General features: G+C 72.5%; 30 protein-coding genes. 14 read left to right on the top strand and 16 right to left on the bottom strand.

The window, feature by feature from the left end; all coding sequences use genetic code 11:
• Positions 1-168 precede the first annotated feature (168 nt).
• A complete protein-coding gene (locus KZC56_RS02085) occupies positions 169-786 on the bottom strand; it encodes a TetR/AcrR family transcriptional regulator (protein WP_247637744.1) in 618 nt (205 codons plus the stop codon).
• Positions 787-861: 75 nt separating this feature from the next.
• Between KZC56_RS02085 and KZC56_RS02080 the strand changes: the two genes are divergently transcribed.
• Positions 862-1,242: a DUF1761 family protein gene (locus KZC56_RS02080; protein ID WP_136034719.1), complete on the top strand. Its 381-nt coding sequence runs from the start codon at positions 862-864 to the stop codon at positions 1,240-1,242.
• Positions 1,243-1,259: 17 nt separating this feature from the next.
• On the top strand, positions 1,260-1,544 hold the full coding sequence (locus KZC56_RS02075; RefSeq protein WP_136035216.1) for a DUF1905 domain-containing protein: 285 nt from the start codon (positions 1,260-1,262) through the stop codon (positions 1,542-1,544).
• A gap of 48 nt (positions 1,545-1,592) precedes the next feature.
• Here the strand turns inward: KZC56_RS02075 and KZC56_RS02070 are convergent, their stop codons facing one another.
• From KZC56_RS02070 to KZC56_RS02060, 3 genes are read right to left on the bottom strand one after another with little or no spacing between them, the layout of a single operon-like run.
• Positions 1,593-3,095 (bottom strand): hypothetical protein, encoded by a 1,503-nt coding sequence (locus KZC56_RS02070; RefSeq protein ID WP_247637743.1) that lies wholly within the window; start codon positions 3,093-3,095, stop codon positions 1,593-1,595.
• On the bottom strand, positions 3,092-3,721 hold the full coding sequence (locus tag KZC56_RS02065) for an ABC transporter ATP-binding protein (RefSeq protein ID WP_136036087.1): 630 nt from the start codon (positions 3,719-3,721) through the stop codon (positions 3,092-3,094). The genes KZC56_RS02070 and KZC56_RS02065 overlap by 4 nt, the downstream gene beginning before the upstream one ends.
• Positions 3,722-3,733: 12 nt before the next feature.
• Positions 3,734-4,627, bottom strand: a complete 894-nt coding sequence (locus KZC56_RS02060) for an SDR family oxidoreductase (RefSeq protein WP_247637742.1) — start codon at positions 4,625-4,627, stop codon at positions 3,734-3,736.
• Between the two features lie 66 nt (positions 4,628-4,693).
• On the opposite strand from KZC56_RS02060, the gene KZC56_RS02055 reads away from it, so the two are divergent.
• From KZC56_RS02055 to KZC56_RS02040, 4 genes are all read left to right on the top strand, one after another.
• Positions 4,694-5,347 carry a TetR/AcrR family transcriptional regulator gene (locus KZC56_RS02055; RefSeq protein ID WP_136035523.1) on the top strand — a complete coding sequence of 218 codons (654 nt, stop codon included), beginning with the start codon at positions 4,694-4,696 and terminating at the stop codon, positions 5,345-5,347.
• Positions 5,348-5,382: 35 nt separating this feature from the next.
• On the top strand, positions 5,383-6,549 hold the full coding sequence (locus KZC56_RS02050) for a sensor histidine kinase (RefSeq protein WP_247637741.1): 1,167 nt from the start codon (positions 5,383-5,385) through the stop codon (positions 6,547-6,549).
• Positions 6,546-7,202 (top strand): response regulator transcription factor, encoded by a 657-nt coding sequence (locus KZC56_RS02045; protein WP_247637740.1) that lies wholly within the window; start codon positions 6,546-6,548, stop codon positions 7,200-7,202. The genes KZC56_RS02050 and KZC56_RS02045 overlap by 4 nt, the downstream gene beginning before the upstream one ends.
• A 91-nt stretch (positions 7,203-7,293) precedes the next feature.
• On the top strand, positions 7,294-8,391 hold the full coding sequence (locus KZC56_RS02040) for a hypothetical protein (protein WP_247637739.1): 1,098 nt from the start codon (positions 7,294-7,296) through the stop codon (positions 8,389-8,391).
• Here KZC56_RS02040 and KZC56_RS02035 read toward each other — a convergent pair.
• On the bottom strand, positions 8,364-8,813 hold the full coding sequence (locus tag KZC56_RS02035; protein WP_136034738.1) for a MarR family winged helix-turn-helix transcriptional regulator: 450 nt from the start codon (positions 8,811-8,813) through the stop codon (positions 8,364-8,366). The genes KZC56_RS02040 and KZC56_RS02035 overlap by 28 nt on opposite strands.
• A 91-nt stretch (positions 8,814-8,904) precedes the next feature.
• Between KZC56_RS02035 and KZC56_RS02030 the strand changes: the two genes are divergently transcribed.
• From KZC56_RS02030 to KZC56_RS02005, 6 genes are read left to right on the top strand one after another with little or no spacing between them, the layout of a single operon-like run.
• Positions 8,905-10,356: a DHA2 family efflux MFS transporter permease subunit gene (locus KZC56_RS02030; RefSeq protein WP_247637738.1), complete on the top strand. Its 1,452-nt coding sequence runs from the start codon at positions 8,905-8,907 to the stop codon at positions 10,354-10,356.
• A 13-nt stretch (positions 10,357-10,369) separates the two neighbouring features.
• Positions 10,370-11,302, top strand: a complete 933-nt coding sequence (locus KZC56_RS02025) for an aminoglycoside phosphotransferase family protein (protein ID WP_247637737.1) — start codon at positions 10,370-10,372, stop codon at positions 11,300-11,302.
• A gap of 32 nt (positions 11,303-11,334) precedes the next feature.
• Entirely contained in the window at positions 11,335-11,673 is a 339-nt protein-coding gene (locus tag KZC56_RS02020) for an ArsR/SmtB family transcription factor (protein ID WP_136035516.1), read from the top strand.
• Between the two features lies 1 nt (position 11,674).
• A complete protein-coding gene (locus KZC56_RS02015; protein WP_247637736.1) occupies positions 11,675-12,319 on the top strand; it encodes a dihydrofolate reductase family protein in 645 nt (214 codons plus the stop codon).
• 9 nt (positions 12,320-12,328) lie between these two features.
• Positions 12,329-12,790 (top strand): SRPBCC domain-containing protein, encoded by a 462-nt coding sequence (locus KZC56_RS02010; RefSeq protein ID WP_247637735.1) that lies wholly within the window; start codon positions 12,329-12,331, stop codon positions 12,788-12,790.
• Between the two features lie 55 nt (positions 12,791-12,845).
• The gene (locus KZC56_RS02005) at positions 12,846-13,373 is read left to right on the top strand and encodes a hypothetical protein (protein ID WP_206252734.1); all 528 of its coding nucleotides are present in this window, start codon (positions 12,846-12,848) and stop codon (positions 13,371-13,373) included.
• 36 nt (positions 13,374-13,409) lie between these two features.
• Here the strand turns inward: KZC56_RS02005 and KZC56_RS02000 are convergent, their stop codons facing one another.
• From KZC56_RS02000 to KZC56_RS01970, 7 genes are all read right to left on the bottom strand, one after another.
• On the bottom strand, positions 13,410-14,357 hold the full coding sequence (locus tag KZC56_RS02000) for a carbohydrate ABC transporter permease (RefSeq protein ID WP_206252735.1): 948 nt from the start codon (positions 14,355-14,357) through the stop codon (positions 13,410-13,412).
• Positions 14,354-15,319 (bottom strand): carbohydrate ABC transporter permease, encoded by a 966-nt coding sequence (locus KZC56_RS01995; RefSeq protein WP_205812595.1) that lies wholly within the window; start codon positions 15,317-15,319, stop codon positions 14,354-14,356. The genes KZC56_RS02000 and KZC56_RS01995 overlap by 4 nt, the downstream gene beginning before the upstream one ends.
• 6 nt (positions 15,320-15,325) lie before the next feature.
• Positions 15,326-16,696 carry an ABC transporter substrate-binding protein gene (locus KZC56_RS01990; RefSeq protein ID WP_247637734.1) on the bottom strand — a complete coding sequence of 457 codons (1,371 nt, stop codon included), beginning with the start codon at positions 16,694-16,696 and terminating at the stop codon, positions 15,326-15,328.
• A gap of 39 nt (positions 16,697-16,735) precedes the next feature.
• Positions 16,736-18,433, bottom strand: coding sequence for a glycoside hydrolase family 13 protein (locus KZC56_RS01985; protein WP_372490537.1), 1,698 nt, complete (start codon positions 18,431-18,433; stop codon positions 16,736-16,738).
• 140 nt (positions 18,434-18,573) lie between these two features.
• Positions 18,574-19,578, bottom strand: coding sequence for a LacI family DNA-binding transcriptional regulator (locus KZC56_RS01980; RefSeq protein WP_136035510.1), 1,005 nt, complete (start codon positions 19,576-19,578; stop codon positions 18,574-18,576).
• Between the two features lie 68 nt (positions 19,579-19,646).
• Positions 19,647-20,243 carry a class I SAM-dependent methyltransferase gene (locus KZC56_RS01975; RefSeq protein WP_247637732.1) on the bottom strand — a complete coding sequence of 199 codons (597 nt, stop codon included), beginning with the start codon at positions 20,241-20,243 and terminating at the stop codon, positions 19,647-19,649.
• Positions 20,244-20,249: 6 nt separating this feature from the next.
• Complete coding sequence (locus KZC56_RS01970) at positions 20,250-20,642, bottom strand: VOC family protein (protein ID WP_247637731.1); 393 nt, start codon at positions 20,640-20,642, stop codon at positions 20,250-20,252.
• Between the two features lie 105 nt (positions 20,643-20,747).
• Between KZC56_RS01970 and KZC56_RS01965 the strand changes: the two genes are divergently transcribed.
• Positions 20,748-22,088, top strand: coding sequence for an MFS transporter (locus KZC56_RS01965; RefSeq protein ID WP_247637730.1), 1,341 nt, complete (start codon positions 20,748-20,750; stop codon positions 22,086-22,088).
• 7 nt (positions 22,089-22,095) lie between these two features.
• On the opposite strand, the gene KZC56_RS17615 is transcribed toward KZC56_RS01965, so the two are convergent.
• From KZC56_RS17615 to KZC56_RS01955, 3 genes are all read right to left on the bottom strand, one after another.
• Positions 22,096-22,221: a hypothetical protein gene (locus KZC56_RS17615; RefSeq protein ID WP_281733184.1), complete on the bottom strand. Its 126-nt coding sequence runs from the start codon at positions 22,219-22,221 to the stop codon at positions 22,096-22,098.
• A 242-nt stretch (positions 22,222-22,463) separates the two neighbouring features.
• On the bottom strand, positions 22,464-23,258 hold the full coding sequence (locus tag KZC56_RS01960) for an alpha/beta hydrolase (RefSeq protein ID WP_136035505.1): 795 nt from the start codon (positions 23,256-23,258) through the stop codon (positions 22,464-22,466).
• A gap of 77 nt (positions 23,259-23,335) precedes the next feature.
• Positions 23,336-24,169, bottom strand: a complete 834-nt coding sequence (locus tag KZC56_RS01955) for a zinc-ribbon domain-containing protein (RefSeq protein ID WP_247637729.1) — start codon at positions 24,167-24,169, stop codon at positions 23,336-23,338.
• A 68-nt stretch (positions 24,170-24,237) separates the two neighbouring features.
• Between KZC56_RS01955 and KZC56_RS01950 the strand changes: the two genes are divergently transcribed.
• The gene (locus tag KZC56_RS01950; RefSeq protein WP_247637728.1) at positions 24,238-24,753 is read left to right on the top strand and encodes a GNAT family N-acetyltransferase; all 516 of its coding nucleotides are present in this window, start codon (positions 24,238-24,240) and stop codon (positions 24,751-24,753) included.
• Between the two features lie 63 nt (positions 24,754-24,816).
• On the opposite strand, the gene KZC56_RS01945 is transcribed toward KZC56_RS01950, so the two are convergent.
• Positions 24,817-26,217 (bottom strand): threonine/serine exporter family protein, encoded by a 1,401-nt coding sequence (locus KZC56_RS01945; protein ID WP_136036643.1) that lies wholly within the window; start codon positions 26,215-26,217, stop codon positions 24,817-24,819.
• Positions 26,218-26,223 lie beyond the last annotated feature (6 nt).

Here is a 26,223-nt window from a genome sequence, read left to right as displayed (position 1 = left end):
GTCGATGGGGTGTCGCAGTGAATCGGGGTCGGGCTGATCACCTCGCTTCGTCCGTGTCGTGACGTGGCTCTCGGGGCTGCGGAGAGCCCGGCCAGCGTGGCCCCGCACCCGGGGGCGAACTGAGGGCCTTTCCAGATCCGCGCCGACGGAGGACAATGCAGGCGCGGGTCAGGGCCGTCCGTAGCGGGCGAGGAACGCGTCGACCGCGCGGGGCACTGGGCCGCCCGTCTCGTCGACCCCCAGCAGTTGCGCGTTCAGGGCGGGCCCGATCACGAGCCACGTGAACTCGGAGGCCGCGGCGTGCGCATCATCGATCTGCAGCCCGCGGTCGACGGGGAGCTGCGCGAGCGTGTCGGCGAGGTTCTGGATGTTCCGGTTCCAGCTCTCCTCGAGGTAGAGCCGCGCGACCTCGGGGTGGGCCGGGGCCTCGGCGATCACGAGGCGTCGCATCCGCAGCACGGGCTCGCTCAGGATCCCCGCGCGCATGGTCTCCGCGAGCTCGGTGAGGCCGCGGCGCACATCGTCGTCGGCGGCGAGCCGTTCGAGCGCCGGGCGCATCGCGTCGCGGCCCGCGGCCGCCCACTGCCGCACGACCGCGGTGTACAGCGCGGTCTTGGAGGAGTGGTCGCGGTAGAGCGAGGCCTTGGAGATGCGGGCCCGTCGGGCGACCTCCTCCATGGACGCCCCGGCGTACCCGTGCTCCAGGAACACGTCGCGCGCGGTGGCGAGGAGGGCGTCGCCGGTGAGTCCGGGCGGGCGGCCGGGGCCGGAGGCGCGCGAGGTCATACCGCCCACTTTAGTACTTGACAGTTCTCTATGCCGAGCGTAGTTTCGTACCAATCGGTACTAAAGGAGCCGCTCATGATCGTCCTCGGCATCGCCCTCGCCACGGTGGCCTCGTTCCTCGCCAGCGCCGCGCTCTACGCCATCCCCGCGGTCTCGACGCTGATCGCACGGACCAGCACCCCGCGCCCCGGGCTCCCCGTTGCCGTGCAGATGCTCACGGTCGTCGTCCGCAGCCTGCTCGCCGCCGGGCTGATCGCCGGGCTCATGGCGACCGCGGGGTGGCACGGCGCCGGAGCCGGAGCGCTGCTCGGGCTCGCGCTCTCCGTGCTTCCCCTCACCCTGCTCTCGGGCGGCGTGATCCACGAGAACACGGCCGTGCCCGCGGCCGGTGTCCACCTGCTCGACTGGGTCGTGAAGCTCGTGCTCACCGGCGCCATCGTCGGGCTCTTCCTCTGAACGGCACGGGAGCCACCATGACGAACAGCACTCCGCTCGACATCACCTTCACCGCGACGCTCGGCAAGGTCCGCGACGGCGACACCTGGACGTGCGTGCAACTGCCCGACTCGGCGACGGTCTTCGGAACGCGCGGCCTGGTGAAGGTCGCGGGAACGGTCGACGGCGAACCCTTCCGCGGCGCGTTCATGGCCCTCGGCGACGGCACGCACAAGCTCCCCGTCGCGGCCGCCATCCGCCGGCGCATCGGCAAGACCGACGGCGACAGCGTCACGGTGCACCTGACCGAGCGCCTGAACTGACCGCGGGTCTCGGCACGGCCCGCACCGGTGGTCCTAGTGCCGGTGGTCCTAGTGCCGGTGGCGCCAGCGGTGCGCGCAGAGCCCGATCAGGACGACCGCGGTGCCGAGCGCGAAGCCGGGCACGTCGACGATCATCGCGGTCGCGGCGCCCGCGAGCCCCGCGAGCAGCACCCCCTGGAGTGCCCAGGCGAAGCGCACGGCGCCACCGAGGTCGCCCATCGGCGTCGGCATCGGCGCGAGCAGCGCGGGCGGAAGCGGCCCCTGGAGTGCGGTCGCCAGCCGCGTGAGGACCCCGAACAGTCCGAGGAGCAGCACTCCGAGGACCGGTGGCCAGACGGTCGACCCCGTCGCGGCCGCGCACACGACCGCCACCACGAGCAGCACGGCGGTCGAGACGGACACCGGGAAGAGGGCGTGTCCGGCGAGGAGTCGTTCGTCGCTCATCCCATAGAGCGGCAGATCGGCGGCCGCGGCCACGGCGTGCCGGATCCCGTCGGTGAGGGGACCGAGCCCGGCGAACAGGAGCACGCCGGCCGCCGCACCCCAGGCCCACTGCTGCCCCGACGCGCCCACGGCGAACGCGCCCAGCACGCCGGCGCCGGCAACGGCGACCACACCGAGGAGGAGCCGACCGGGCGTGCGCACGGCTCCGATCGCGTCGCTGCGCAGCACCACGACCGCGGACCATCGGTGCGGCCGCACGGCACGAAGCCGTCGACCGACCCGCGGGGGAGTCCGGTAGACCGCGGCCGCGGCCCCGAAGTCCATCCCCGTCGCCCGCACGGTCGCCGAGTCCCAGCGCAGCGACTGGGCGAGCAGGTCGGTGAGCTCCAGCCGATCCAGCAGCATCGGCACCGTCGCGGACAGCCCGGTGGCCAGCGCGCTCAGCGCGACCAGCGCGGCGAGCGCGGAAAGTGCGTCGCCGGCGGGGAACGCGAGCCCGGCCCAGCCCCAGGGCGTGAACGGCCGCAGACCCGGTGTGGCCGTGGTCGCGGCGCCGAGGGCGACGACCGCCGCCGCACCCGGCAACGCCGCGCGAGGAAACACCTGGCCGATCAGCCACAGGATCGTCGCGATGACGCCGACCAGCGCGCCCGCCACGACGAACACGGTGACATCGAGCATCCCGGTTCCATGGCTCGCGGCCACGGCAAGGCCCACCATCGCCGCCGACGCGGTGGTCAGGGTCGCGACGACGACGCCGGCCCGCAGCACCGGACCACGGAACACGTCCGCGCGGGCGAGCTCGGCGGAGGCGAGGGCATGCGTCAGGAACGGTGCCCGCAGTGCCGGTCCCCTCTTCGGGCCACAGAGCAGGGCCCCGCCCCACAGCCCGGCGACGATCGCGACGGTCGCGCCAGGCGCTTCGCCCGAGGTGAGCGCGAGCGTCGCCTGCGGACCGGTCAGACCCAGCCACGCCGCGCGGACGAGGGGGACGACCGCCACCAGCGCCACCAGGAGCCCGAGGTACGCGGCGTACGCGTGGTCGGCGCGGGTGCGGGCGCTCCGAGAACGCCAGACCCGCACGGCCGCGGTGACGCGGGTGCTCACGCTGCCGCGTCCAGCCAGAGCGTCTGGTCGGCGATCGCCTCCGCGAGCGTGGGGCTGTGCGTCGACACGACCACGGCGGCACCGTCGGCGCGGCGCGCCCGCAGCACGCCGATCATCGTCTCCAGATGCTCAGGGTCGAGGCGCTGCTCCGGCTCGTCGAGGATCAGCACCTCGAACGGCCGCGCGAGCACGAGCGCGATGCCGAACAGCTGCGTCTGACCGGACGACAGCTCGTGGGGGAAACGTTGCTCGAGGGGGGTGAGCCCGAGCTCGGCGAGCACGCGCCGCGCCTGCTCCGCGGCGCCGGCGGCATCGGCCGTCCACGTCGTCGCCACCAGGAGGGCGTGCTCGAACACCGTGAGGTCGGGCGCGGTCGGCGGCAGGCCGATCATCGCGGCGACGCGGCGGCGGAACCCGGGATCACGCGGCGCCACCGGCTCTCCGTCGATGCGGACACGGCCGTGCGAGGGCATGCGGGTGCCCGCCAGCACGCGCAGCAGCGTCGACTTGCCCGAGCCGTTCGCCCCGCGGATCACCAGCGCGGAGCCCCGCTGCGCGGACACTGTGACGGCCGGGAGGAGGGTCAGGTCGCCCGTGTGCACCGTGACACCGTCCACCTCGATCATGGACACATCCTTTCAGCTGCCCGCCCCCCGAGCGGGGTCCGGGCGGGTCGGCGACGGCGGCGCGCTGAGCCGGCGCGACTCCCGCAGCAGTGTGCGGATCTCGCGGGGGCGGTAGCGCAGGAAGATCCGCTGCGGTCGGGTGCCCCGCGTCAGGGCATCGGTCCCGCCGTCACAGTAGATGACCTGGCCGGTCAGAAAGCGGTTCTCGGCGGACACGGCATGGGCGAGCAGGGCGGCGACGGATGCGACCGGCCCCGGTGCCCCCAGCGGCTGCGGCAGCGCCGTCTCCAGCAGGCGCCGCTCGCGCTCCCAGTTCCGCATCACCAGTTCCGTGGCGATGATCCCCGGTGCGACCGCGTTCACGACAATGCCGCGACCCGCCCACTCCGGCCGCACGGAGGCGGTCCGGATCCACTGGTTGAGAGCGATCTTGCTGGAGCGGTAGAGCTGGCTGCCGCGGCGCGTGCGGATGAGCCTTGCGGCCACGCGCCGCGCGGTCGCCTCATCGCCCCGCAGGCACGCCCGCACCAGTGCCCCGCTCCCGCGGTTCAGCGTCGACGACGAGGACACGACGGCGGCGGCGGGGGCGGCTGACCGGGCGAGAAGCGGCCGCAGGTCCTCCAGGACGGCGACGGCGCCGAAGTAGTTGAGGGCCACGGTCTCCACCCGCGGTGCGCCGATGCCGGCCGCCGCGACGACGCCGTCCACGCGGCCGCCGCTGCGCGCGTCGACCTCGATGCGCAGCCGCGCGCGGCCCTCGGGCGTCGCCAGGTCGGCACGGACGTCGACCGTGTCGCCGATGCCGCACGAGATCACCCGGCCCTGAGCGGAGAGCCGGTCGGCGACGGCGCGGCCGAGGCCGGAGTCCGCTCCGGTGACCACGTACAGGCGGGGGTCGGCATCCATGATCACAGCATGGACGAAAGATTGCAGATCTGCAAACTTATGGCGGGGCGACGCTAGGCTCGACCCATGCGAGAGGCGCACGAGAACGGGCACGAGGCCCGACGCCGGCGGACCAGACAGGCCGTGCTGGCCAGCGCGTCCGAGCTCTTCCACGCCCAGGGGTACGACGCCACGACGGTCGCCCAGATCGCGCGCCACGCGAACGTCTCGGAGCGCACCTTCTACGTGCACTTCCCCGCGAAGGAGGACGTGCTCTTCGCCCACGTGCACGACTTCACGGCGCTCGCCCTGGGCGCCGCCCACGACAGTGCCTCACCGCACGCCGCCGACCGCGTGCAGGAGGCCCTGCGAGTGCTCATCGACGCCTCCACCACCGACGAGGCGCTCGCTCGGCAGGCATCGATCCGCGCGGCCCTCGGAGCTCGCGGCGAGTTCCCGCGCGCCCTCGCCACTCAGCTCCTGGCGCTGGCGCGCGCGCTCACCCGGGAGATCTCGGCGCGCACCGACGCGGGCGCCGCCGACGTCGCGCCGATGGTGGGAGCGGCGCTGGGAGCGGTCGAGGGCGCCGGAATCGACGCCGCTCTCCGCGGCGTCGACGGTGAGGGGAGGCGCACCGCGATGCGCGGGGCGCTGGACGCGGCCCTCCGCGGGTTCCGCCCATCCGCCGCGACACCGGGTGGGCACGACGGCGGAGACCGCGGAACTCACCCGTCCGGGTGAGCCGCGCGAGCCCGCGGGGTGGAAGCATGAGGACGATGAGGTCGGACACCGGGGCGGTCGAGTCGACGGGGCGCGCCTGGGTGCGCGTGGACCTCCTCGTCGCCGTGATCGCCGCAATCGTGCTGCTGCCATCGAGCCTCGCCGTGCTGGGCGACCCGGCGTTCCGCCCCGAGCCGTTCGCGTTCGCCATCGTCGTCACCCTCTGCCTGCTCGTGCATGCCGCGACCTTCGTCGCGATCCGTCATCCCCTCGCCGCCCTCGCCGCCGCCGACGCGGTCATGCTCGTCCTCGTCCTCCTGTCGCCGACCGCCGCCGTCCCCACCGCCTTCCTGCCCTCGGCCGCGGCCTACCTGCTGGTGGTCGGCCAGGTGGCCGCGCGCTCGCGTCGGCCGTTCCCGATGCTCGCGCTGGCGGGCGGCATCGGCGGCGCTGCCCTCATCGCGGTGGTCGAACCGCACCTCGGCGACTTCCGGCTCGGCACGTTCGTCGGCCTCTGCGGCGCGATCGCGGCCGCCTGGGCGCTCGGCCTCGTCGTCCGCGTGCGCAGGGATCAGACGGAGGAGCGCGCCACGGCCCGCGTCGCGCGTGCGATCACGGATGAGCGCGCCCGCATCAGCCGGGACCTGCACGACGTCGTCGCCCACGCCGTGACCGTCATGATCGCCCAGGCGGAGGTCGCTCGGCTGACGCGCGACGACGATCCCGCCCGCAGCGACGCCTCCCTCGCGATCGTCGTCGACACCGGCCGGGAGGCGCTGCGCAGCATGCGGTCGACCGTGGCACCGGAGGCGCCGCGTGAACCGCTGCCCACGGTCGACTCCCTCGCGGCCCTCGTGGAGAGCGTGCGCACTCCGTCGGTGCGGGCGCTGCTCGAGGAGTCGGGCGAGCGGGGTCCGCTGCGCGCCGACGCCGCCCTCGCGCTGCATCACGCCGTGCGGGAGGCGCTCACCAACGCCCTGCGGCACACGTCGGCCCCGGTCGTGATCGACGTGCGCCTCCGCTGGCTCCCCGGCCGGCTGCGGGCGACGGTGACCGACGACGGCGGCACTGGTCCTGCCGAGTCCGACCTCGGCAGCGGCATCGGGCTGATCGGGATCGCCGAACGCGTGCGGCTGGCGGGTGGCACGCTCACCGCACGACCCCGGAGTCCCGCGGGCTGGTGCGTGCAGGTCGACCTCCCTGTGACGCGGAGCGCGGCATGAGTGTGCGGGTGTTGCTCGTGGACGACCAGGAGCTGCTGCGCACCGCGATCGCGCTGACCCTCGAACGGGACGCGCGCATCGCGGAGGTCGTCGCCGTCGCGTCGGGCGAGGCCGCCGTCGAGCACGTCCGCGCCCACGCCGTCGACGTGGTCCTGATGGACATCCGCATGCCCGGGATGGACGGGATCGCCGCGACGCGCGAGATCCTGCGCATCCGTCCCCGCCTCCGCGTGCTGATCCTCACCACGTTCGACCTCGACGAGTACGTGTACGCCGCGATCCGCGAGGGCGCGAGCGGCTTCCTCACGAAGGATGCGACACCGCAGGCGCTCGCCGACGCCGCGGTCACGGTGGCCGAGGAGGGGTCCGTGCTGTCGCCGCGCGCGACGGCGGCGCTGCTGGGGTTCGTGCGTGACGGGGCACCGACGGTCGATCCGGCCGAGGTGCTGGCACAGCTCAGCCCGCGGGAGCGGGAGGTGGCGCGCGCGCTGGCCACCGGCGCCTCGAACGACGACATCGCGCGTCGGCTCTTCCTGTCGGCGAACACCGTGAAGACGCACGTCAAGGCGGTGCTCGCCAAGCTCGACGTGCCCGACCGCGTGCACGTCGTCATCTGGGCGTACGAGAACGGGCTGTTGCGTCCGCGCGGGTGACCGGGCGGGCCCGGAAGGATCACCCGGACGGGTGAGGGTGACGCCTCCTGCGGGCGAGGTCGGGGGATCCGCGGATTCCTAGCGTGGAGGCATGTCACCTCTGAGTCGCCCCGTCACCCTCTGCACTCTCGTCGCCGTGGCCGCCGGCGCCCTGGCCGTCGCCGCCTTCACCCTGGCGACGATGGTCGTCCCGGGCATCGATCCGCTGCCCTCCAGTCTCGCGGGCCACCTCGGCGCCGGGGTCGAACGCGCCCTCTCGCTCATCGGTGCGCTGGCCGCGCTCGTCCTCTCGGTCGGTGCGCTGGTCGCCAGGGCGGTGTTCCGCAGTGTTCCTCCGTGGCTCGTCCGCACGGCGGCGCTGGTCGCCGCGCTGCTGCTCGCACTGACGACGCCCGGCGGCATCATCCCGGCTGCGGGGTACGCCTTCGCGGTGAGCGTGGTCGGGGGAATCGTCGCCCTGGTGGTGCTGGTGGCGCTTCGCCGTCCCTGGAGAGGGCTTCTGCTCGGGGCTGGGCTGATCGGTGTCGCCGCGGCGGCGCTCGCGACCGGATCGGGCGAGCTCGTGCCCCGGGTCGCGGAGGCACTCGGTGCGATGCTCCCGGGCGCCGCCGTCCCGCTCGCCCACGTCGTCGCGTCCGCCGGTCTCTTGATCTGGACCATCGGCGAGGCCGCTGGTGCCCGCGGGCGGCTGGCCATCGCGGTGCTCCGACACCGCCGGTCGCTCACGGTCGCCGCGGCGGCCTGCGCCCTGCCCTATGTCGTCGCGCGGGCAAGCTGGCTGACGCCGTGGCCGCTCTTCGGGGGGAGCGCGGAACTCTTCGCCGCAGAGCCCACCGTCCGGGTGGTGGGTCTCGTGCTCGGTGCGGGGATGCTGGCGGGCGGTGTGCTCACGCTGGGCCTCATCCGTCCGTGGGGTCTCCGGTTCCCGCGCAGCCTCGCCGGCCTCGGAGGGCGACGGGTCCCGCCCGCGCTGGCCATCATCCCCGCGAGCGTCGTGAGCGTCCTGTTCACGGCTGCCGGGCTGCAGTTCGCGGTCGAGGGGACGGGATCGATCGGTGAGACCGGTTATCTGCTGCTCATGTTCCCGTTCTGGCTCTGGGGTCCGCTGCTCGGTCTCGCGACGTGGGGATACGCGATGGTCAGGGCCACGCGACCGGCCCGTCAGCCTGCGACGGCGTCCGCCGGCTGAGGCGACGGGGCCTGCGTGAGCCGGGACAGGGAGCGCAGGAAGGGCTCCCTGTCCTCTTCCGGGAGGCGGTCGAGCAGCGACGAATAGAGGTCGTCGAGGGCGCCGGCGGTGGACGACACGATCGCGTGCCCTCGGTCGGTGACCTCCACGATCCGCACACGGCGGTCCTCCGCCAGGACGCGCCGCTCGGCCAGTCCCGCGCGTTCGAGGGCATCGAGGGTGTTCACCATCGTCGACTTGTCGAGGCAGGCCAGTTCCGCGAGTTCCTTCTGCGTCTTCTCGCCGGCTGCGGCGCAGAGGAGGACGCTCACCGTGCGCAGCGTGGTGTCCTGCGTCTCCAACTGCGCGGTGGCCTGCTGTTCGATCGACCGGGTCAGCAGCTGCAGCTGCACCACGAGGTCGCTCACCGTGCGCGCGATCATGTCGACAGAATAGCATCGCACTTATATCGTCTAGAAATAGATCATCTGCTACTGTCTGACCACCACACTTCCCTATCGAAGGGCCACCACCATGAATTCCGCCCGCGCCCGCTGGACGGCGCTCAGCGTCCTCTGCATCGGCACCCTGATGACGGTCCTCGACGAGACCATCGTCAACGTCGCGCTGCCGGTGATGCAGCGCGAACTCGGGTTCACCCAGGCCGGGGTGTCCTGGGTGATCAACGCCTACCTCCTCGCGTACGGCGGTCTGCTGATCTTCGCCGGACGCCTCGGCGACCTGATCGGGCATCGGCGCGTGCTGCTGATCGGCGTGTCCGTCTTCACCGTCGCCTCGGTGTCGGCGGGGCTGTCGTCGAACGCCACGATGCTCGTGATCTCGCGCTTCGCCCAGGGCGGCGGCGCTGCGATGATCACCGCGGTCACCCTGGCCCTGATCGTGACCATGTTCACCGACCAGCGGGAACAGACGCGGGCCATCGCGTTCTACAGCTTCACGTTCGCCGGGGGCGGTGCGCTCGGGCTCCTCGTGGGCGGGGTGCTGATGCAGCTGACCAGCTGGCAGTGGCTGTTCTTCATCAACCTCCCGATCGGACTGCTCAGCCTCGTCGTCGGTTGGCGTCTGCTGCCCCGCGGTCGCGGCCCCGGTCTGACCGCCGGACTCGACATCCTCGGTGCCGGTCTGCTCGTGTCGGCGGTGTCGCTGCTGGCCTACGGCGTCATCACGGCCGAGCACCTCGGCTGGGGCGGCCAGACCCTCGTTGCCCTCGGCGTCGCCGTCGTCCTGCTGATCGCGTTCGTCGTGCGGCAGCGCACCGCGCGGGTGCCACTGCTCGCCCTGCGCATCCTGAAGGATCGCGACGTCGCGGGAGCGAACGTCGTGCAGTTCCTGGTCACCGGCGCCCTCTACGGCTCCTTCTTCCTCGCGACCCTGCTTCTGCAGCAGGTGCTCGGATACGCCCCGATGCAGATGGCGCTGTCGTTCGTTCCGCTGACGGTCGTCACCGCGATCGCCTCGATCCTCCTCGCCCCGTTCGTCACGGCGCGCTTCGGCGAGCGGATCGCGCTCGTCCTGGGACTCCTGGTCTTCCTGGCGGGTGCGCTGCTGCTCTCGCACGTGCCCGTCGACGGGGGCTACCTCGCGGACGTGCTCGTTCCGCTGCTCCTGCTGGGCCTCGGCATCGGAACCGTGCTCCCGCCGATCATGGGCCTCGCGATGTCCGGCGCCGCGCCGGACCAGGTCGGCGTGGTGTCGGGGCTCGCCAACTCGACCGGGATGATCGGCGGTGCGGTCTGGACGGCGGTCGTCGCGTCTCTCAGCGGGGCGGTCACGTCGACGCTCGTCGCTGCCGGCGCCGACGAGCGGGTCGCACTCCGCGACGGGCTCGCGGTCGGAGCCCTCGCGATCGCGGGCGTCCTCGGCGTCGCGCTCGTCGTCGCGGGGGTCGTGCTGCGGCGACGGATCCCGGAGGAGGCCCAGGGGTCCGCGGACCGGGATCGACGCGACGTGCCGACCGCGCTGTGATGGACTGGCGAGCATGACCAACGAGGACCGACTCGCTCTTCCGCGTCCGATCCGCGAGCGGTTCGAGGCTGGCGACGCCGCGACCAGGGAGTGGGTGAGCGCCGTCCCCGCGGTCGCGCGCGAGCTCTTCCAGCGGTGGGTGCTGCGACCCGACGGCGAGGTGCGGGCGGGGGAGGCGGGCCTCGTCGTGCCGGTGCGCGACGAGGAGGGCGCCCCGGCCGCGCTGAAGCTGCAGGTGCCGCGTGCCGAGACCACGGCGGCGATCCTCGGTCTCACCCGCTGGGACGGACGGGGTGCCGTCCGCCTTCTGGACAGCGACGAAACCCGGGGTGCCATGCTGCTCGAGCGTCTGGATGCCGAGCGACCTCTCGCCGCGATCGACGACGACGACGAGGTCGTCCGGGTGATCGGCGAGCTGCTGTCGCAACTGCATCGCGCACCCGCCTCGGAGGGGCTTCCGCGCCTCGGGGTGGTCGCGGCGGAGATGATCGAGGCGGCGCCGGCCGCGGCGCGGGTGCTCGACGGCGACGACCGCACGCGGCTCGACCGGTGGGTGCGCACCGTCGCGGAGGTGCAGCCCGAGCCCGGAGATCGCCTCCTGCACTGGGACCTGCACGACGGCAACGTGCTCGCCGCCGACCGTGCACCGTGGCTGGCGATCGACCCCGAGCCGCTCGTGGGTGATCCCGGATTCGACCTCTGGCCCGCCCTGGACAGCCGGTGGAGTGCCGGCGGGGCGGCCGACGCCGTGGGTCTCGTGCGCCGCCGCTTCGACATCCTGACCGAGATGCTCGACCTGGATCGCCGCCGTGCCTCCGCGTGGACGCGCGCGCGGCTGCTGCAGAACACGCTGTGGGACATCGAAGACGGCCACACCGCCATCGGTGTCCCGGCGAAGGTCGTGGACGAGGCGCTCGCCTCCCTCGGCGTCGGCGAAGGGTCTTGACGGGAGAGGCACCCCGCCTAATACTTAGGTATATGCCTAAGTATCCCGACGACCTCGACGCCGTGCTCCGCGCCCTCGCGGACCCCACGCGCCGGGCGATCGTCGAGAGGCTCGCCTCATCGCCCGCCATCGTCTCGGAGCTCGCGGCGCCGTTCACGATGACGCTGCCCTCGCTGCTGCAGCACCTCGGAGTCCTGGAGGCCGCGGGGGTGATCACGTCGGAGAAGCAGGGCAGGGTCCGCACGGTCACCCTGCGCCCCGGCGGCCTCGACGTGCTCCACCTCTGGCTCGGCCAGCAGCGCACACCGGCCGAGCACAGGGCCGACCGGCTGGGCATCCACCTCGCCCGCACCGCCCCGAAGGAGCACTGACATGACCCGCGTCCGCATGGACCTGTTCGCCTCCCTGGACGGCTACACGCCCTCCGACCTCACACCCGACAGCCCCATGGGGGAGGACTGGGGGCGCCTCACCGCGGCCTACGCGGGCACCCGCACGTTCCGCGAGAAGATCTTCGGCGACACCAGCGGCGCCGGAACCACCGGTGTCGACGACCGCTACGCCCGCGCGTTCTTCCAGGGCGTCGGCGCCGAGATCATGGGCGCGGGGATGTTCGGCCTCCACTCCCACCCCGACGACCCCGACTGGAAGGGATGGTGGGGCGACACCCCGCCGTTCGGCACGCCCGTCTACGTGCTCACCCGCACCGCGCCCCGCCCGTCGATCCCGATGGACGGCGGCACCACGTTCCACTTCCGCGATGCCGCGATCGAGGACGTGCTCGCCGAGGCGTCCGACGCCGCGGGCGACCTCGACGTGCGCATCGGCGGCGGGTACCGCACGGCGCAGGCGTTCCTGCGCGCGGGACTCGTCGACGACCTGCACCTCCTGGTCGCGCCGCTCTTCCTCGGCCGCGGATACCGCCTGTGGGACGACCTGGCCGGCTTCGAGAACACCTACACCGTGACGACGGAAGCGGCCGAGAGCGGCGTCGTCCACGTCACCCTGACGCGATAGGACACCGCGATGACGACGGAGCACCGGCTCGCACACTCCGGATTCACCCTCACCCGCGACTACCCCGCTCCGCTCGACCGGGTGTGGGCTGCCTTCGCGGACGAGGACCAGAAACGCGGATGGTGGGGCGACGCGGACGCCATCGAGGAGCGGGAGTGGGCGTTCGACTTCCGTGTCGGCGGGCGCGACGTCCACGAGGGGCGGTTCCACGACGGACCCGTGTCGCGGTACGTAGCCACCTACACCGACATCGTCGACCGGGTGCGGATCGTCACCGCGTACGACATGTGGCTGGACGGGGAGCACATGTCGACCTCGGTCGCGTCCCTGGAGTTCGCGGCGGTCGACCTCGGCACGCGCTTCACCCACACCGAGCACGGCGTCTTCCTCGACCGGTTCTGGGACGACGGACCAGGGCGCGAGGCCGGGACGCGCGGGCTCCTCGACGCGCTCGGCTCCTTCCTCGCCTGAGCCCGAGGCCACCCAGGCCGCCTGAACGCCGTCCCGTGTTGGTAGCATCCCGCACATGAGCTCGCCGGAACCCGCCCCCTCTCGGCCGCCGCGCGACGAGGCCGTCGAGCGGGCCGCGCTCAAGGAGCGCGTGTACGCCACCTTCACCGGGCTCGCCATCGTGCTCGTGCAGAACGCGAACGCGGAGCACACCAGCGCCGCGCGGGCCACGGTCACCCTGCTGGTCGGCATCGTGGCGATCGCCCTCGCCGGGTTCGCGGCCGACCTGATCGCGCACCTCGCGACCCACGGCCGCTTCCCGCGCGGGGCTGAGCTGACGGAGCTGCTCCGGCTCACCGGCACGGCCATCGGCTCGGCCGCGATCCCGCTGCTCGTCCTGCTGGCGGCGGTGCTGGGCTGGATCGAGCTGCAGACCGCGCTCACCATCGCGTCGGTGGTGTACCTGGCGATCCTGGGAGTCATCGGCTACGTCGCGGTCCGCCGCACGGGCCTGAGCGGATGGAAGCAGCTGATCGCGATGGGGATCCTCGTGGGGCTCGGCGCTCTCGTCGTGGTCGTGCAGCAGCTCGCACACGGCCACTGAGCGACGATCGCGGCGGCGGCCCCGTCGGGGGCGCGGTCAGCCCTTGACCGCGCCGCCCAGTCCCGCCGAGCGCAGGAACACCGACTGGAACAGCAGGAACATCGCGATCGGGATGAGCGTCGCGATCGCCAGGGCCGCGAGGAACACGTCGAGCTCGGTCTGCGACTGCACCGCCGGGAGCCGCACCGACAGCGGCTGCACCGCGGGGTCGGGCAGCACCAGCATCGGCCACAGGTAGTCCTTCCACGCCGCGATGATCGCGAACACCGACACCACGCCGAGGATGGGCTTCGACATCGGCAGCACGATCGACCAGAACAGCCGGAACGGCCCGGCACCGTCGGTGCGTGCCGCCTCGAACACCTCGCGCGGCAGCGAGTCGAAGAAGCGCTTCACCAGCAGGATGTTGAACGCGTTCGCCCCCATCGGCAGCCACACCGCGAGGTAGTTGTTGAGCAGGTTCACGTCGCCGGGCAGCGGCGGGTTCACGATCGTCAGGTACAGCGGCACCAGCAGCACGATCCCGGGGATGAACAGCGTCGCCAGCACGAGCGCGTTCAGGATCGGCGCGTAGCGGGGTCGCAGCACCGACAGTGCGTACCCGGCCGTGGTCGCGACGAACAGCTGCACGAACCACGCGCCGAGCGCGATCACCACCGTGTTCAGGAAGTACTGGTCGATGTGGATGTCGTTCCACGCGGTCTCCAGGTTCGCCCAGTCGATGCCGTTCGGCCACAGCGCGAACGGCTGCTGAAGGGTGTCCTGGGTGGGGGTCACGGCGGACTTCGCGAGCCACAGGATCGGCCCGAGACCGGCCACCACGAGACCCACCGCGAGGAACACGTGCGTGAGGGTGAGGCCGACGCGGATGCCGGGGCGCCGACGCTCGGAGGCGGAGATCACGGTGCGGTCGCCCACGGCGTCGGCGGCTCGGGCGGCCGCTCGTTCCGCGGCGCGGGAGGACAGGCGGGTGGTGAGGCTCACGTCGTGCTCCAGCGGTCGGTCAGTCGGAAGTAGAGCCAGGACAGGACGGCCAGCACGATCGCCAGCAGCACCGAGACCGCTGTGGCCTCGCCGTAGTCGCCGCCGAGGCTGTTCCGGAACGCCTTGTCGTAGATGTAGAGGAGCACGGTCTTGGTCGCGCCCGCCGGCCCGCCGCCCGTGAACAGGAACGGCTCGAGGAACACCTGCGCGGTGGCGATCACCTGCAGGATCAGCATGATGAAGAGGATGCCGCGCAGCTGCGGCAGCGTGACGTGCCACACCTTCTTCGCGATGCCGGCACCGTCGACCTCTGCCGCGTCGTACAGCTCAGGCGGCACGCCGAGCAGCGCGGCCAGGTAGATGATGATCGATCCGCCGGCCCCGGCCCAGGTGGCCTCCAGCACGAGAGACGGCATCGCCTGCACCGCGTCCTGGATCCACGGCTGCGGCGGGATGCCCACCCACCCGAGCACGGTGTTGAACACGCCGGACGGGTCGGCGCTGTAGAAGAACTTCCACAGCAGCACCGCGACGACGGGCGGGATCACGACGGGGAGGTAGGCGAGGGCGGAGTAGATGCCCTTGCCGCGGCGCACCTCGCTCATCAGCACCGCCATCAGCAGCGGCAGCGGGAAGCCGAACAGCAGCGCGAGCACCGCGAACCAGAGCGTGTTGAGCACGGCGCGCCCGAGCTCCGGGTCGCCGATCACCGCGAGGTAGTTGTCGAACCCGACCCACTCGGAGACGATCAGGTTCGTCTTCTGCAGGCTCATGATCACGGACTGCACGATCGGCGACCACGAGAAGAACACGAACACGAACAGCATCGGCAGCACGAACACGAGGTTCGCGAGCCCGCCGCCGCGCAGCCACGTGAGCGGCGAGCGGCGACGGGTCGGGCGCACAGCGGGCGGCGGAGGGGTGTCCGCCGCCGCCCGCTGCTCGGGAAGCGTCATCGTCATGGAGCGTTACTCGTCGAGCTTCGCCTGGGCGTCGGTCTGCGCCTGGGCGAGCAGGGCGTCGATGTCGGCGTCCTGCTGGGTGAGCACGGTCTGCACCACCGCGTCGAGCAGCGCGTAGACCTCCTGGGTCTTCACCTTCGGCTCGCCCACGGGCGTCTGGTCCCAGATGCGGTCGCTGAACGGCTTCATCTGGTCGACCGGAACGTTGATGTAGTCCGCGATCCACACCTGCGACTCGTCGTACAGCTCACGGCTGAGCACCGGCAGCAGCGGGGTGCCCACGGCCTGCCCCGACTCGTCGAGGGTCTTCGCGTCCTGCACGGCCGCGTCCTCGTCCATCAGCTTCTGCATGTAGTACCAGTCGATCCAGGTGACAGCGGCGTCCTTGGTGGCGTCGTCGACCGTGGGGCTGATCACCGCGATGTCGCCGCCGCCGAGCGTGCCGGGGTCGTCGCCCTCCATCGGCACGACCGTCATGCCGTAGATCTCCGAGTCCATGCCGAAGTCGCGCACGAGGGCGGTGTAGATGTCGGAGCCCGAGGTGTACATGCCGATGTTGCCCGCGGCGAACTCCTGGTTGATGGTGCCCCAGTCGAGGTCGACCTTGGAGCCGAACGACCCGTCCTCCCACTTCACGTCGTGGAGGAACTGGAGGGCGGCCTTGGTGGCGTCGTTGTCGATCGTGGACTCGGCGGTGCCGTCGCCGTTGTCGGTCTGCGTGCGGCCGCCGCGCGCGACGGTCTGCGAGGTGAGCTGCCAGCCGCCGGTGTTGTTGATCGCCATCTGCGCGTAGCCGGCCTTACCGGTGGCGTCGGTGATGGCCTTGGCGGCCTCGCGGATCTCGTCCCACGTCTGCGGCGGGTCGTCGGGGTCGAGTCCGGCCTGCTCGAACAGGTCGCGGTTGTAGTGCAGCGCGGCGGCGTAGGCCTGGCGGGGGAAGCCGTAGATCTTGCCGTCGTCGCCCGTGACGCCCTCGAGGATGATCGGGTTGAACTTGTCGGTGTACCCGAGCTCGTCGATCGCGTCGGTCACGTCCATGAGCTGGCCGTTCTCCAGCAGCGTCTTGGAGTCGGTGAACGGCACGGTGAACACATCGGGGAGGCTGCCGCCCGCGAGCTGCACGGCGAACGTCGGGCCCTCCCACTCGTACTCGACACCGATGATGTCGATGTCGGGGTGCTCCTTCTCGAACTGCTTCTCCTGGGCGGCGAACGCGTCGTACGCGGCGGCGTCGGCGCCGGGCGGGAACGTCGCGACGCGCAGCTCGAGCCTGCCGTCGGAGCCGGAACCGGTGTCATTCGCGGAGCATCCGGCCAGTGCGCCCGCCGTGGCGAGCACGGCGATCCCGGCGACCAGGGCCTTCTTCGGTGACTTCATCGTCTGTCCTTCCATGTGATGCGGATCGGGTGGTGCGGGTCAGTGGGGCGCGCGACCGGTGCGCGCCGGGCGCAGCGTGAGCCACGCGGTGGCGTCGGCCGGCAGGGTGCCGTCGAGCGGCGTGCTGGACAGCAGCACCGCGTGGTGGGCGGGGAGCGGGATCGGCGTCGCACCGAGGTTGGTGATGCTGACGGTGTCGTCGCCGCGGCGGAACGCGAGCACGTCGGACCCGAGCTCGAGCCACGACAGCTCGCCGTTCGCCAGGTCGCGCACCTCGCGGCGCAGCCGGATGGCCGCGCGGTAGAGGTGCAGGGTGGACGCGGGGTCGAGCTCCTGCGCGTCGACCGTGAGCCCGGCCCAGTCGGCGGGCTGCGGCAGCCACGGGGCACCGCCGAACCCGTACGGGCTCGCGTCGCCCGCCCACGGCAGCGGCACCCGGCACCCGTCGCGGCCGGGGTCGACGCCGTGCGACCGGAAGTGCATCGGGTCTTCGATCGCGTCGAGCGGCAGCTCCACCTCGGGCAGCCCCAGCTCGTCGCCCTGGTACACGTACAGGCTGCCGGGCAGCGCCGCCACGAGGAGGGCTGCGGCGCGCGCTCGCCGCAGCCCGCGCGCGGTGTCGGTCGCGGTGCCGAAGCGCTTGCGCTCGAACGCGAACGACGAGTCGGCCTGCCCGTAGCGGGTGACGGGGCGCGTGACGTCGTGGTTCGACAGCACCCAGGTGGCGGGGGCGCCGACCGGTGCGTGTTCGGCGAGGGTGCGGGTGATGGAGGCGCGCATGGCCGCGGCGTCCCAGGGCTGGGTCATGAACCCGAAGTTGAACGCCGTGTGCATCTCGCCGGGTCGCAGGTACCGCGCGAAGCGCTCGGCGTCGTCGAGCCACACCTCGCCGACGAGCACGCGCTCTCCGGCGTAGTCGTCGGCCACGGCCCGCCACTCGCGGTAGATGTCGTGCAGCTCGTCGCGGTCGATGTGCGGGTGGTCCTCCGCGGGGGCGGAGCCTGCGGGCAGGTCGGGCAGCGCGGGGTCCTTCACCGGCAGGGCGGCGGAGTCGATGCGCACACCGGCGACGCCGCGGTCGAGCCAGAAGCGCAGCACCTCCTCGTGCTCGCGGCGCACGTCGGGGTGGTTCCAGTTGAGGTCGGGCTGCTGCGGCGTGAACAGGTGCAGGTACCACTCGCCCGGTGTGCCGTCGGCGTTGCGCGTGCGCGTCCAGGTCTCGCCCTGGAAGCTCGACACCCAGTTGGTGGGGATGCCGGAACCGTCGGCGCCGCGGCCGGGGTGGAACCAGAACCGTTCCCGCTCCGGGCTGCCGGGGCCGGCGGCCAGTGCCTGCCGGAACCACTCGTGGCGGTCGGAGATGTGGTTGGGCACGATGTCGACGATGGTGCGGATGCCGAGCTCCAGTGCCTCGGCGATCAGCAGCTCGGCCTCCTCCAGGGTGCCGAAGCGCGGGTCGATGGCGCGGTAGTCCTGCACGTCGTAGCCGCCGTCGGCGAGGGGGCTGCGGTACCAGGGGGTGAACCAGAGGGCGTCAACGCCGAGGCTCTTCAGATACCCGAGGCGGGAGCGGACGCCGGCGAGGTCGCCGACGCCGTCGCCGTTCCCGTCGGCGAAGCTGCGCACGTAGATCTGGTAGATCACCGCGGTGCGCCACCAGCCCTCGTCCGTCGGGGGGACGGGCCGGGAAGCGGGGGCGGTGCTGCGCAGAACGTCGGTGTCCACGGGTCTCCTCATCGACGGTGATGAGTTGAATGTAGCTTTCCGAAGAGATCGACGCAAGAATCAAACAAAAGAATGAAAAACAGAAAGGATTTGAGCACGTGCGAAAGCCCCCGGGGGAGCCCGCGGGGGAGGAGCGGCGGAACGCCGCCGATTCAGTGCAGCGGACCGGTGGAGGCGCGCAGCACGAGCTCGGGCTCGAACAGCAGCTCGTCGGCGGCCTGCGGCGTGCCCGCGATCTGCGCGAGCAGCAGCTCGATCACGGCCCGGCCCATCGACTCGATCGGCTGGCGCACGGTGGTCAGCGGCGGCTCGGTGCAGCTCATCAGCGCCGAGTCGTCGAAGCCGACCACGCTCACGTCGCCCGGCACGGACAGCCCGGCGCGGCGGGCGGCACGCACGGCCCCGAGCGCCATCGGGTCGCTCGCGCACACCAGGGCCGTGGCTCCGGCGGCGAACAGTCGCGCGGCTCCCGCCTGGCCCGACTCGAGCGAGTAGAGGCCGCGCGCCACGAGCTCGTCGCTGAGCGGAGAGCCGAGCTGGTCGAGCAGTCGGCGGGCGGCGTCGAGCTTGCGGCGCGAGGGGATGTGGTCGTCCGGCCCGAGCAGCAGACCGATGCGCCGGTGCCCGAGCTGATGCACGTGGAGCACGGCCTGCTCCGCGGCCGCGACGTCGTCGGTGGAGACGGTGGGGAACGGCAGCTCCGGCACGCGCGCGTTCACGAGCACGGTCGGCAGGTTCACCGCCCGCAGCCGCTCGTAGTGCTGGTGGGCGGCATCGGCCTGGGTGTAGTTGCCGCCGAGGAACACCACGCCCGAGACCTGCTGGGCGAGCAGCAGGTCCACGTAGTCGGACTCGGTGACCCCGCCGGCGTTCTGCGTGCAGAGCAGGGGCGTGTAGCCGTTCTGGGTGAGCGCCCCGCCGACGATCTCGGCGAACGCGGGGAAGATCGGGTTCTGCAGCTCCGGCAGCACGAGACCGACAAGGCGCGCCCGCTCGCCGCGCAGCTTCGTGGGCCGCTCGTAGCCCAGCACGTCCAGCGCCGTGAGCACGGCCTGCCGGGTGGCGTCCGAGACGCCGGGCTTGTCGTTGAGCACGCGGCTGACCGTCGCCTCGCTCACGCCGACCTTGCGGGCCACCTCTGCCAGACGCTTCGACATGCGCTCAGTGTACGCAAGTCCTTGCAAGATCGCGCAAGCGGGTTGCGCTCACTCGCCGGGGCTCGAACTCACGCCGGTTTCGTCCACGTGAGGCTGTAGCGGTAGTAGAACCGTCGTCGCACCCGGCTGCCCGGGAGGATCGTGGCAGCGGCGTCGCGGATGTGCGTGAGGGATTCGGACGGTCGTGCGGTCGTCATGTCCGGATAGCCGGACTCACGGTGCACCCCGCTCATGACCCGGATCGGGAGCAGCAACGCCCCGGAGATCGCCCAGTCGAGGACGCTCGCGTTTGCCGACAGGCCGACGATGCGGAGCTGTCCTCCCGGAGCGAGCAGGTCGCGCAGGCGTTCGAGTGCCGGGATCAGCGGCAGGTGATGCAGCGTGGCCACGCAGGTGACGAGATCGAACCGCTGCCCCTCCAGGTCGGGTGAGCTCAACAGGTCACCGTGGATAAGGCGCACGGGCGAGGACTGCGGGAACCGCTCCCTCGCTCGGGAGAGCGCCGCGGCGTCGGGGTCGATGCCCGTGACCTGGCTCGCCCTTCCCGCGAGCTTCTGAAGGAGGAGCCCGTCGCCGCAGCCGACGTCGAGCACTCGGGCCCCCTGGCGCACGGCGGCGACGAGTTCCCGGTGGTAGGCGGTGTTGTGATTCCAGTAGTCGTCCACGCTGCTCTAACCCGCGTTGGCGGGTTCCCCCGCGAACGCGATCGCGCCCAGGAAGTTGTCGCTGGGGTCGGAGAACTTCAGGAACCGCGCGAAGCCCAGGTCCTCGATGCTGGCGATCTGCGTGTCGGACGCCCGCAGCCGCGCGGCCAGGTCGTCGAAGCGCTCCGTCTTGAGGAAGAGGGCCGGCTTCGTCTCGCCGTCCACGGTGACCCGCATCGGCGTGTACTCCGCCGCCTCCCAGAGCATGAGGTCGAGGCCGGGGTCCAGGCGCAGCATGGCGTAGGTCCCGTAGTGCGTGAGCACGCGGAAACCGAGCACGTCCGAGTACCAGCCGATGGCCTCGTCCAGGTTCTTCGCGGGCAGCTGGACATGGTCGAGGGCGGTGACGACGGGGGTCATGGGTGTCCTTCCGGGTGGGACTCCCAACCTATCCGCGGCCGCCGTGGGGAATGCCGCGTCCGATACCCGCCAGAACCTCGGGCGGCGGGCTGCTGGGCTGAGGGGATGCACCCGCGAGCCCCCCGCCCTCCGCTGCCTCCGGCGTTCACGCGACTGTCCTGGTCGAGCGTCCTCACGCAGTTCGCCGAGCAGATCGCCCTGGTGGCCGTCCCGCTCGCAGCCGTGCTGCTGCTGGGCGCCGACGCCGCGAGCACGGCGCTGCTCCAGGTCGCGCAGACCCTCCCGTTCCTGCTGCTCGCCATCCCGTTCGGGCTCCTCGTCGACCGTTCGTCTCCGCGCCGGCTCCTCCTGCTGTCCGAGGCGCTGCGCGCGAGCACGCTCGTGGCGGTGATCGTCCTCCTCGCCCTCGACGCCCTGCGCTTCGAGTCGTTGCTGGCCCTCGGTTTCGCGGGAGCCGTGGGCACCATGGGCATCAGCGTCGCCGTGCCCGCCGCCGTTCCGCGCACCGTCTCGCGCGATCGCCTGGTCGACGCGAACCGGTGGCTGGAGCTCGGGCGCAGTGCGGCGTTCATCGGGGGGCCGGCGGTCGCCGGTGCCATCGTGTCGCTGGGCGGCGCCGACACCGCGTTCGTCGTGGCGAGCGTCGCCTGCCTGGCCGCGCTGGTCGTGCTCGCGCGCACCGACATCCCCGCCCGCGTGGCCGCACCCCGCATGACACCCTGGCGCGACATCGGCGAGGGACTGCGCTTCGCGTTCTCGCATGCGCTGCTGCGGCCGATGATCGTGACCTCCTTCGTGTTCAACGTGGGATGGTTCCTGCTGCAGTCCGTGTTCGTGGTCTACGCGCTCGACCGCCTCGGCATGACCCCCGCGACGGTCGGTGCCGCGATGGCCGTGTACGGCGGCGGCATGGTCATCGGCGCGCTGCTCGCCCCGGTGCTGTCGCGACGGTTCGCGCTCGGCGCCCTGACGATGCTGGGGCCGCTCGGCGGGTTCGCCGCCGCACTCCTGATGGCTGCGACGCTGTGGGTGCCGGTGCCGGTGCCGGTGCCGGTGCCGGCGCCGGCGTTCGCGTTCGCGGCGTATCTGCTGTTCGGGCTCGGGCCGGTGCTGTGGACCATCGGCACGACGTCGCTGCGTCAGGCGGTGACGCCGGTGTCGATGATCGGCCGGGTGTCGTCGGTGCTGGTCGTCGCCACGTACGGGGCCCGCCCGGTCGGCGCGGCGCTCGGGGCCGTGGTCGCCGCCGGGGTGGGAGTCGAGGCGTGCATCGTGCTGTGCGCCGGGGTGTTCGCCGCGCAGCTCGGCTACGTCCTGCTCTCGGCGCTGCGCCGGGTGCGGGAGATCCCCGCCGACCCCGCGGACGCTGCGGTCGAGGCGACACCGCCGGACGAGTCCGCGGGCGGACGGACGGCACCCTCCGCCCGGGGGTCCGCATCCGAGTAGTTCCGCGTCAGACCCGGCCCGATGGCGTGCGCAGCGCCCTGGCCTCGGCCCGCGTGATGCGCGCCTGGACCACGGAGGTGACGCCCAGCGCGGCGCTCACCACCACCAGCCCCGCGACCACGAGGAACAGCACGTTCGCGTCGATCGTGTCGGACTGCCAGCGCGACAGATCGGCCGGGAGGGGGGCGGGCTCGCCGAGGATCGACGTGCACGTTCAGCTGCCGGACCGCCGCCGTCCCGCGGCGGTGCTCGGCGACGAAGTCACCGAAGTCCTGCTTGGCGCTGTGTGTCATGACGCCGAGTCAAGCGCGCGGGTGGCGTGCGGTTCAACATCCCGGAGGAATTGCGGACTCGACCGTTCGGCCAGTCCCGGAATCACGCGGGTGTGCGTCCGCCCGTCGCTCCATCGGACGACAGCCGCGGCTCGCCGATGCCGGAGGCGGTGAGGGCACCGAGGGTCTCGTCGAGCCACGCGATGCTCTCGGGAACCCAGCTCCGGGCGCGCGGCGTGAGGGGGCGCGGGTTCAGGTGCGCCGCCCCGGTCGAGAAACCGTGGGCACCGTACGAGTAGACGTGGGCCTCGAAGGGCACTCCGGCTCCGGCCAGCGCGGAGGCGAAGGCGAGCGTGTTCTCCACGACCGTCACGTCGTCGTCGCGCGTGTGGAAGAGGAAGGTGGGGGCGGTGTCGGCCGTGACGTGCTCCGCCGGGTAGGGCATGCCCGGTCGGCAGCGGTCGGCGATCTCCGGCAGGATCACCGGGTAGCCGAGGATCGCGGCGGCGGGCCGGTGCTCGGCCATGGTCGCCGCGACCGCCGCGAGGTGCCCGCCGGCGGAGAACCCGATGACGGCGATCTTCGTCGGGTCGAGGTGCCACGCCTCGGCGTTCGCCGTGAGCTGTGCCATCGCCTGCTCGTAGTCGTCGAGCGGGCGCGGCCAGGCTCCCTGATCGCCGACCGAATAGCGCAGCACGAACGCCTGATACCCCGCCGCGAGGAACGGGTAGGCGACGGGATCCGCCTCCCGGTCGCTGCAGTACTGGTAGCCGCCGCCGGGGAGGATCAGCACGGCCGGGCGGGCCGTGACCCCGGCGAACTCGCCGTCGACGGGCTGCACGTAGCAGGTGAGCGTGACGCCGCGCTCGGCGTTCAGGGTGACGGTCTCGCCGAGCATCGGGGCGGCCTTTCGGGGTGGGGGCGGGGTGGTCGTCAGGCTACCAAGCGCGGGACGTCGCCGGGGGAGCGCGGCGCTCACGCGCGCAGATACGGGTCGACGAGGAGCGGGCCCCGGATCTCGCGGAGCCGCTCGACGAGCCGATCGATCGCCGCCCGGCCGAGCCCCGTGAGCTGCACGTCGTACGGGCCGAGGGGTTCGAGCGGACCGGTGCGCAGCCGCACGACCTCCCAGCCGGCGCCCCGCACCGCGCGGTCCTTGCGGCGGTCGGCCTCCTCGCGCTTGCCGACGTGCTCGAGCCCGTGACGGCCGACGGAGTCGTACTCGATCGCGACCCGCAGCTCGGGCAGCAGGATGTCGGGCCACACCTCGGTGTGCCGGAAGAACGGCAGCACGACCTTGATCGCGTTGAGGCCATCGGTGAACTCCAGCCGGTCGCGCAGCATCGCGCGCAGCTTCGCCTCGGCCGCCGACGCGGGCTTCGGCGCGCACGCGCTGAGGAACGGGGTGCCCTTCGGCAGGTCGGGGGTCTTCGTGCACAGCGCGGGGGCGGGCTTCTTCGGGCGGGCGGGCAGCGCGCGAGCCTCGCCCAGCACCACCGGCTGCGGGCGGGCGAGCGCGGAGCACTCCGGACACCACGACGAACGCCGCCGCACGCGCCCCGGTCGTTCGCGCTGCTCGGTCGGGGTGGCCGCGAACCGGTGCCCGAGCGGACACTCCCAGCACAGCAGCACGTCGGCGGCCAGCGGCACCTGCGACAGCGCGATGCCGTGGTTCAGCTCCGGGTGGTACTGGCGGACGAGCTCGGGATACGCCGACCACGCCGACCGGTAGGTGCCCACCGCGTAGGGCACGGCGGCACCGCGCGAGAACTGGCGTCTCGCCCACCACGTCGGCACGGGATCTGGCATGCGGGAGACGGTAGGCGCGACCTCCGACATCGGTCGCGGATGTCGGAGGTCGACGGCAGACTCCCCGCATGGACACCCTCGCCCTGCGGCCGTGGTCGCCCGCCGACCTGCCGCTGCTGCACGCCGCCAACACCCCGGAGATGACCGCGCATCTCAACGGACCGGAGAGCGAGGCGGAGATCCTGGCGCGTCACGAGCGGTACCTCCGGCTGCAGCGCGACGGCGAGGCGCGGATGTTCGCGATCGTCGACGAGAGCGGTACGCCGCTCGGCTCGATCGGGCGGTGGAAGGTCGAGGGAAGCGCGGGCCCCTCATGGGAGACCGGGTGGTTCGTGCTGCCCGCGGCGCAGGGGCGGAGGGTCGCCGCGCGGGCGCTGTCCCTCCTCGTCGCGGAGGCGCGCGAGCACCACGAGGGCCGGAGGCTGCTGCTCGCGTTCCCCGCGGTCGACAACCCGGCCTCCAACGCGGTGTGCCGCCGCGGCGGGTTTGAGCTCGTGGGCGTGGCGACCGAGCGGTTCCGCGGGGCCGACCTCACCGTGAACGAGTGGGCGCTCGACCTCACCGCGACCCCTCGCGCGACCTGAGCCGCCGCGCCCGCGTCAGCGCCGCACGCGACCCCTCGCCCGCGCTGAGCCGCCGCGCCCGCGTCAGCGCCGCACGCGCGCCCTGGTCTTCGCGACGCCCGCGAGGGTCGCCCGCACGGGGGTGCCGAGGTAGAGGCCGAGGGAGGCGCCGGAGGCGAGCGCAATGCCGATCACCGCGGCGTCGATGAGCGAGCCGCCCGTGGCGAGCATCCCGGCGGAGGTGCCCGCCGCGTGCACCATCTCCAGCAGCCCCTGGAACACCGCGACCCCGGGCACGAGCGGCACGATCGCGGCCGTCGTCACCGCGACCGAGGGCACGTGCAGGTTGTGCGCGATCAGCATGCCGACGAAGCTCGCCAGCAGCGCGCCGACCGCGCTCGCCGCCGCGGGGTGGAGGTGCAGCGCCACGGTGCCCGCGTACCCGGCGAGCGTCAGGGCGCTCAGCAGCGCGCTCACCAGGATGATCCGCAGTCCCGCGCCGTTGAACACCGCCACGGCGACCGCGATGATGACGGCACCGGCGAACTGGTTCAGCAGCGGCCCGAACGGGGCGGGGTCGTCGGGCAGCCCCATCGTGAAGCCGAGCACGCCGCCCAGCTCCAGCCCGACGAGGATGCCGATCACGACCCCGAGGGTCTGCATCGTGAGGTCGAGGATGCGACCGCCCGCGGTGAGCGCGAAACCGTCGATCGCGTCCTGCGCGGCACCGACCACGGTGAGTCCGGCAAGCATGAGCACGATGCCGGACGCGACGATGATCGACGGCCGGATGCCCACGAAGGGCTCGACGCCGGCGCTGCCCAGCGCGGACACCGCGACCGCGACGACCGTCGTCACGAACCCGCCCGCGATCTGGCTGAAGAACAGAGGCACCCGCAGCCGCGCGAGCCCGGCCTGGGTGAGCGCGGCGCACAGGGCCGCGACGAACGTGAGCCCGACGATGATCGGGGAGGCGCCCAGCATGATGCTCACGCCCACCGCGAGCAGCGCACGGGCCACGATCACGACCGGCTGCTGGTAGCGGAACGGCATCCGCCGGATCACGCGGAAGGCGGTGCGGGCGGACTCCAGGTCGAGCCCGGCGTCGATGTCGGCGACCAGGGCCTGCACGCGCTGCAGCTTGGCGTGGTCGGGGGCGGCGACCCGCACCACGCGCACCAGGGTCTCCGGCCAAACCTCCCCGCTGAGGTGGAACGACACCGTGATCGAGTTGTAGGTGACGTCGACCTGGACGCCCTTGAGCCCGTAGGCCTCGCACACGCGGGTGATCGCGAGGGTCACCTCGTGCGCGGACGCCCCCACCGCGAACATCGACTCGCCGATGCGGGTCGCGAGGTCGAGCACGCGCGGCACGGTGCGCTCGTCGATGACGGGCAGGGCCTCGGTGTGCGCGACGCTCGACGGGTCGGTGTGCAGCAGCCGGCGGACCGAGGAGAGCAGTCGCTGGGGAGAACGCGCGGACATGGAGTC

Source organism: Microbacterium sufflavum (assembly GCF_023091155.1).
GTDB classification, from domain to species: Bacteria; Actinomycetota; Actinomycetes; order Actinomycetales; family Microbacteriaceae; genus Microbacterium; species Microbacterium sufflavum.
This window is presented reverse-complemented; position numbering and strand designations above follow the sequence as displayed.